Here is a 1,944-nt window from a genome sequence, read left to right on the forward strand (position 1 = left end):
GTACGCCTGCCGGCGCCCGAAACTCTTCAGGCAAGCTGAAGGGCCAGATCCAGGTGCAGGACGCAGCATTCGAACAGGCGCTGCAAGGCTATGAGCAAGCGGTGCTGATCGCGCAGCGCGATGTGCGCGATGCACTGGCACAGGATATTGCCGCCCACCATGCGCTTGCCGCGCTCGCTGACGCGGCGTCGTACAGCGCGCGCCTGCGAATGCGCGCCGAGGACCGCTATCGCGACGGCAGCGGCACCCGGCAGGACATTTTGACGGCGCAAGTGAACGATGCCGCGCTGCGCGATGCGCTGGTGCAGGCACAGGGCAACACCGCCAGCGCTTATGTCGCGCTCCACCGCGCGCTGGGGCTGGGGGCCACCGCGCCGGGACTGCCGCCACCGCTCGCCCCCGAAACCCGCGACCGGATGCAGGCCCGCAGCCAATGGGGCCGGCAGCTCGATCCGATCGCCGCCACACCTGAAATTGACGGAGACCATCGATGATCCGCCCAACCCGGCGCGCGGCGATCCTGCTCGCGGGCTGCCTGGCCGCCGCCTGCAGCCCGACGCAAAGCGCCACCGCCGACAAGGAGCCGCCGCCGGCGGTGACCATCGCGCGTCCGCTGCTCGCCACCGTGCCGCAGACGATGGACCTGACCGGCACGGTTACCGCATCGGCTTCGGTCGATCTGATGGCGCGGGTCGCGGGCACCGTGGCTACGGTCGATTTCGCCGATGGCGCGCGGGTGCGAAAGGGGCAGCCGCTGTTCCATATCGCCCCGGAAACCTATCAGGCACAGCTTGCCGCCAGCAGCGCGCAACTGAGCCAGACGGCAGCCGAATATACGCGCCAGCAGCGGCTGTTCGCCGATGATGCCACGTCGCGCGCCGCGCTCGACAATGCCCGCTTCGCGCTGGAACAGGCGCAGGCCAATCAACGGCTGGGCCGGATCAACCTGTCCTACACCATCGTCCGTGCGCCGTTCGACGGCTGGATGAGTTCGGCGGCGATCTCGGCGGGCGGCTATGTCGCACCCGGCGCGACCAAGCTGGCAACGATCCAGCAGATCGACCCGCTGTCGGTCGAATTCACGCTGGGCGAGCGGCAGGTGTTGCAGGTGCTTGCCGCAATGCGGGCGCGCGGGCAGGCCGATGCGCCGGCGGCATCGCGCTATCCGGTCGCAATCGGCCTGCTCGATCAGCCCGATTATCCTTATCGCGCCACGCTGGACTTTGCCCAAAAGGCGATCGACACCGCCACTGGTTCGCTTCAGGCGCGCGCCGTGCTTTCCGGCACCGGCGACGCAACGCTGCTGCCCGGCATGTTCGCGCGGGTGCGGATCGCGTTTCCCGCCGACGATGCCAGCCTGTTGTTGCCCGTTGCATCGATCCAGAGCGACCCGCTGGGCGATTATGTGTTCGTGCTCGACAAGGATCATATCGTCCGGCGGCGCGACATCCGCACCGGCGGCGATGTCGGGCCGAACCGCGTGGTGCTGGGCGGCCTGTCACCCGCCCATTGGGTGATCGTCGACGGGCTGGTCAATGTCCGCATCGGCGGCAAGGCAAAACCGCGCACCACCATGCTTGCGCTGCCGGAGGCGGCACAATGATCGCGCGCTTCTTCATCGATCGCCCGGTGCTGGCCAACGTCATCGCCATCCTGATGATGGTGATCGGCGGCATCGCCATCTTCGCGCTGCCGATCGCGCAATATCCGCCGATCGCGCCGCCGACGATCCAGGTCACCGCATCGAATCCGGGCGCGAGCGCCAAGACGGTGCTGGAAACGGTGGCGCTGCCGATCGAAGGCCAGGTCAACGGCGTCAAGGATATGCTCTATATGCAGAGCACCGCGTCGAACGACGGCCGCTATACGCTGCTCGCCACGTTCAAGCCCGGCACCGATTTAGATAAGGCGCAGGCGCTAGTGGATTGATTTTGACATTCGCAT

2 protein-coding genes and 1 pseudogene are annotated in these 1,944 nt (G+C 67.3%); all 3 read left to right on the forward strand.

The window, feature by feature from the left end; translation table 11 throughout:
• Positions 1-494: pseudogene (locus QU44_RS16870) on the forward strand (TolC family protein); the annotation flags it as partial.
• A complete protein-coding gene (locus tag QU44_RS16875; RefSeq protein WP_052135080.1) occupies positions 491-1,603 on the forward strand; it encodes an efflux RND transporter periplasmic adaptor subunit in 1,113 nt (370 codons plus the stop codon). The pseudogene QU44_RS16870 and the gene QU44_RS16875, both read left to right, overlap by 4 nt.
• On the forward strand, positions 1,600-1,929 hold the full coding sequence (locus tag QU44_RS16880; protein WP_033923574.1) for an efflux RND transporter permease subunit: 330 nt from the start codon (positions 1,600-1,602) through the stop codon (positions 1,927-1,929). The genes QU44_RS16875 and QU44_RS16880 overlap by 4 nt, the downstream gene beginning before the upstream one ends.
• Positions 1,930-1,944 lie beyond the last annotated feature (15 nt).

It is taken from the genome of Sphingomonas sp. 37zxx (assembly GCF_000786205.1).
GTDB lineage: Bacteria > Pseudomonadota > Alphaproteobacteria > Sphingomonadales > Sphingomonadaceae > Sphingomonas.